Annotated in this window: 4 protein-coding genes and 1 pseudogene; all 5 read left to right on the top strand. The window is 75.1% G+C overall.

The window, feature by feature from the left end; genetic code table 11:
• Positions 1 to 390: pseudogene (locus ACYVJ4_RS17610) on the top strand (hypothetical protein); the annotation flags it as partial.
• Positions 387 to 1,799, top strand: a complete 1,413-nt coding sequence (locus ACYVJ4_RS17605; protein ID WP_460461389.1) for a ferredoxin reductase family protein — start codon at positions 387 to 389, stop codon at positions 1,797 to 1,799. The pseudogene ACYVJ4_RS17610 and the gene ACYVJ4_RS17605, both read left to right, overlap by 4 nt.
• A 4-nt stretch (positions 1,800 to 1,803) precedes the next feature.
• The gene (locus ACYVJ4_RS17600) at positions 1,804 to 2,325 is read left to right on the top strand and encodes an FMN-binding protein (RefSeq protein WP_460461388.1); all 522 of its coding nucleotides are present in this window, start codon (positions 1,804 to 1,806) and stop codon (positions 2,323 to 2,325) included.
• Positions 2,322 to 3,098 (top strand): FAD:protein FMN transferase, encoded by a 777-nt coding sequence (locus ACYVJ4_RS17595; protein WP_460461387.1) that lies wholly within the window; start codon positions 2,322 to 2,324, stop codon positions 3,096 to 3,098. Before ACYVJ4_RS17600 ends, ACYVJ4_RS17595 begins: the two co-directional genes overlap by 4 nt.
• A 51-nt stretch (positions 3,099 to 3,149) precedes the next feature.
• Positions 3,150 to 4,164, top strand: a 1,015-nt coding sequence (locus ACYVJ4_RS17590) for an NADH:flavin oxidoreductase/NADH oxidase (protein WP_460461386.1), incomplete at its 3' end; no start/stop codon positions are given.

The following is a 4,164-nucleotide window of genomic DNA, read 5'->3' as shown; positions in this document are numbered from 1 at the left end:
GCCGCGGCACCGGCCCGCTCGCGCTGGAGCCGCGTCGCCGGTGGGGTGCCCCGCGGCCGCGGAGCGGTGGCGGCGGGCACCGTGCTCGCCCTGCTGCTCGTGGGCGGCGGCGGCTTCGCCCTCGGCCGGGCCACCGACGACGGCCACCGCGACGGTCCCCGGTTCAGCGACCAGCGGTTCGGGCCGGGCATGCGTGGCGGCCAGCAGGACGGCCAGGGCCCGTGGGGCCGCGGCGACGGCAGCCAGGACCAGCAGGGCCCGGGCGCACCCCAGGGACCGCAGGGCAACCAGCGCGGCCCGATGAACGGCCCGGGTCAGGGCAACGGCACCGCCTGGGTGCCCGGCTCGTCGCGCTCGGCCGAGTCCTCGACCCGTGAGAAGGACACGTGACCACGGCGGTGGCGGACGTCGTCCGAGCGGCGCCGGCCGCCCGTCACCACGAGACCGGACGGCGCGCCCGCCGGGACGCCGTCGTGCGCCAGGGTGCGGCCGCGCTGCTGTGGCTGAGCCTGCTGCTCGTCACCTACTGGTGGGTGGCCGGTGGCGGCGTCCAGGACCTCGGCGGCTGGGAGAGCGGTCTGACGTCGGTCGGTCGCCTCACCGGGCTGGCGTCGTCCGTGCTGCTCCTGGCCCAGGTCGCGCTGATGACCCGGTTCCCGTTGCTGGAGAGCGCTTTCGGGCAGGACCGTCTGGCGAGGACGCACCGGCTCGTCGGCTTCACGTCGTTCAACCTGATGCTGCTGCACGTCGTGACCATCACGTGGGGCTACGCCGGCGGCCGGCTGCTGCGCACCCCGGGCATGCTGTTCGAGCTGACGCTCGACTACCCCGGCATGCTGCTGGCCGCGGCCGGCACGGTCTGCCTGTTCCTGGTGGTCGGCACGAGCGTGAAGGCCGCGCGCCGCAAGCTGAGGTACGAGTCGTGGCACCTGCTGCACCTGTACGCGTACCTCGGCGTCGGGCTCGCCCTGCCGCACCAGCTGTGGACCGGTCAGGAGCTCACGTCGTCGACCGGGCGCACGGTCTTCTGGTGGTCCGCCTGGGGTGCGGTGGCCGCTCTCGTGGTCGTCTGGCGCATCGGCGTCCCGCTGTGGCGCAACGGGTTCCACCAGCTGCGCGTCGCCGCGGTCGTCCGCGAGAGTGCCGACGTCGTCTCGGTGCACCTCGTCGGACGACGCCTCGACCGGCTGCCGGTGGAGGCCGGCCAGTTCCTGGGCCTCCGCTTCCTCGGCCGGCCCGGCTGGACGCGCGCCAACCCCTACTCGCTGTCGGCCGCCCCCGACGGCCGGTCCCTGCGGATCACCGTGCAGGCGGTCGGCGACGGCAGCTCGTCGCTGGCGACGCTCGTCCCCGGCACGCGGGCGCTCGTCGAGGGGCCGTTCGGCCGGCTCGGCGCCCGGGCGCGCACCCGGCGCAAGGTGGCCCTGATCGGTGCGGGAGTAGGCATCACGCCGCTGCGCGCCCTGGCCGAGGGGCTGCGCTACGCGCCGGGCGAGGCGGTGCTGGTGCACCGCTTCACCGACGCCCCGCTGTTCGAGGGCGAGATCGACGCCATCTCCCAGCAGCGCGGGCTCGGGGTGCTGCGCCTCGCCGGCCATCGTCGCGCCGACGGCTCGTGGCTCGGGGCCGGGGTCGGCCCGTGGTCGGACCTGGACGCCCTGCGCGGCTGGATCCCCGACGTGGCCGAGCGCGACGTCTTCGTCTGCGGCCCGGAGGTCTGGACCGACCTGGTGCGCCGTGACCTGCTGGCGGCGGGAGTGCCCGCCGACCAGATCCATCTCGAGACCTTCGCGTGGTGACCCGATGAAGCGCATCGTCCTGTGGTTCCTCAGCACCGTCTCGGCCGTGGTGCTGCTCTTCGGCTACCACACGTCCACGGCCGGGGCCGGCGGGTCGGTGGCGGCCCCGACGTCGGTCGTCTCGAGCAACGGTGGCACCAGCAGCAGCGACACCTCCGGCAGCGGTACCGGCAGCGGGGACGCGTCCAGCTCGAGCTCGGGCTCGTCGTCCGGCTCGGGCTCGTCGTCCGGCTCGTCCTCGTCGTCCTCGAGCTCGACCGTGACCGGCGAGGTGGCCCAGACCCGCTGGGGTCCGGTGCAGGTGCAGCTGACGCTGGACGGCACCAAGATCACCGACGTCCAGGTCGTGCAGTACCCGAACGGCAACGGCCGCGACCAGGAGATCAACTCCTACGCGCTGCCGATCCTGGTGCAGGAGACCGTGTCGCAGCAGTCGGCCAGCATCGACATGGTCAGCGGCGCCACGGTCACGAGCGACGGCTACCTGCAGTCGCTGCAGAGCGCGCTCGACCAGGTGAGCTCGTGACCGCCACCGCCACCGCGGCGCGGGCCGTGCGCCGTCGGGTCGACCACGTGATGGGCCTTCCGGTCAGCCTGGCGCTGCGCGGCGAGCAGGCGGACGGCGACGCCGCCGATCGCGCGTGGGACGCCGTCATGAGCAGCCTGCGCGAGGCCGACCGGGTCTTCAGCACCTACCGCGAGGACTCGGTGGTCTCGCGCCTCGACCGCGGCGAGCTCGCGCTGGCCGACTGCCCGCCCGAGGTGGCCGAGGTGCTGGCCATCGGCGAGGTGGCCCGCCGCGACACCGGGGGCGCGTTCGACGTCCACCGCTGCGGATTCGACGGCTGTCGTCGTCTCGACCCCAGCGGCGTCGTCAAGGGCTGGGCGGTGCAGCGGGCGGCCGAGACGCTGAGGTCGTTGCGGCGCACCGACTTCTGCCTGTCGGCCGGCGGCGACATGGTGTGCCACGTCGCCGACCTCGACGCGCCGTCCTGGCAGGTCGGCGTGGAGGACCCGTCCGACCCGAGCCGCGTGCTGGCGCGCATCCCGGTGCGGCACGGCGCCGTCGCGACGTCCGGCTTCGCGCACCGCGGCGCGCACGTCGTCGACGCCCGGTCGGGTCGTGCGCCCGAGGGCGTCACCCAGGTGACGGTCGTGGCGGCCGACCTCACCACCGCCGACGTCGACGCCACGGCGGCGCTCGCCCTCGGCCCGGACGCGCTGCCCTGGCTGCGGTCCCGTGGCCGCACCGGGCTCGTGGTGCTGGCGGACGGCACCGCGCACGTGCTCGGCGGCTGACCCGCGGCGCCGGGTGGGGAACATCCGGGGTCGCCTGCTGTTGGCACCCGTGTGAGCCTCCTCTTCGAGCCGTTGACGCTGCGCGGCACCACCTTCCGCAACCGCGTGTGGGTCGCGCCCATGTGCCAGTACTCCTCGCACGAGGGACGCCCGACCGACTGGCACCTGGTGCACCTCGGCTCGCTCGCGCGCGGCGGCGCGGGCCTGGTGCTGCAGGAGGCGACCGCCGTCGTCCCGGAGGGCAGGATCTCGCCGGACGACGCCGGCATCTGGACCGACGAGCAGGCCGACGACTACCGCCGCATCGCGGACTTCGTGCGCGAGCAGGGCGCGGTTCCGGGCATCCAGCTGGCGCACGCCGGCCGCAAGGGCTCGACGTACGCGCCGTGGCGCGGCAGCGGCTCCGTGCCGCTGGACGAGGGCGGCTGGACGACGGTCGCGCCCTCCGCCGTCGCGTTCGACGGCTACGCGACACCGCGCGAGCTGACCGAGACCGAGATCGCCGACCTGGTGCGGGCGTTCGCGGCTGCCGCCGGACGGGCGCTGCGGGCCGGCTTCGAGGTGGTCGAGCTGCACGCGGCTCACGGCTACCTGCTGCACGAGTTCCTCTCGCCGCTGTCGAACCACCGCACCGACGGCTACGGCGGCGACCTGGCGGGCCGGTCGCGCTTCCTGGTCGAGGTCGTCGACGCCGTCCGGGCCGTCCTGCCGGAGTCCACGCCGCTGCTCGTGCGCGTCTCGGCCAGCGACTGGGTCGAGGGCGGTCTGGACGTCGGCGAGGTGGCCCAGGTGGCCAAGGAGCTCGCCGCGCACGGCGTCGACCTGGTCGACGTCTCCAGCGGCGGGAGCTCGCCCGACCAGCAGATCACGCTCGGTCCCGGCTACCAGGTGCCGTTCGCGCGCACGGTCCGGGAGGCGTCCGGCCTGCCGGTGGGTGCCGTCGGCCTGATCACCGAGCCGCAGCAGGCCGAGCAGGTGCTGGCCGAGGGCTCGGCGGACGTCGTCCTGCTGGCCCGAGCCCTGCTGCGCGAGCCGCACTGGCCGCTGCGCGCCGCCGCCGAGCTCG

The sequence above is a fragment of the Angustibacter peucedani genome (genome assembly GCF_054779595.1).
The sequence above is the reverse complement of the archived record's forward strand: the minus strand, read 5'-3'. Positions and strand labels throughout refer to the sequence as shown.

What these genes read in the sequence shown, in the direction of transcription:
- ACYVJ4_RS17600 (WP_460461388.1), top strand. Translation starts at nt 1,804, where the DNA reads ATGAAGCGCATCGTCCTGTGGTTCCTCAGCACCGTCTCGGCCGTGGTG.